Annotated in this window: 1 pseudogene; it reads left to right on the top strand. The window is 53.7% G+C overall.

The window, feature by feature from the left end:
- Window positions 1-110: pseudogene (locus tag I6F35_RS39840) on the top strand (IS5/IS1182 family transposase); the annotation flags it as partial.
- Window positions 111-255: the final 145 nt, after the last annotated feature.

The following is a 255-nucleotide window of genomic DNA, read 5'->3' on the forward strand; positions in this document are numbered from 1 at the left end:
TCGCCAAGGATTGGGAGGCCTCCGCCACCTCGGCTGAAGCATGGCTCCTTGTCGCATCAACCCGACAGCTGCTGCGCCGCATCGCCAGATCGGCCAACGTTAAGTCATGATTTTTGAGTCAGACTCTTAGTCTTTCACCCAGGTCGGGAGAAGAGTATTAGAGGTTTTTGAGCGGAGCCTCGGGAGATCGTCTAAGGACTTCTTTTCCAGCTATGAGACTCTTCGACGTCACGGAAATATGTCCAGCGCAACTGT

Origin of the sequence: Bradyrhizobium sp. BRP22, assembly GCF_020194175.1 — a bacterium.
Taxonomy (GTDB): Bacteria; Pseudomonadota; Alphaproteobacteria; order Rhizobiales; family Xanthobacteraceae; genus Bradyrhizobium.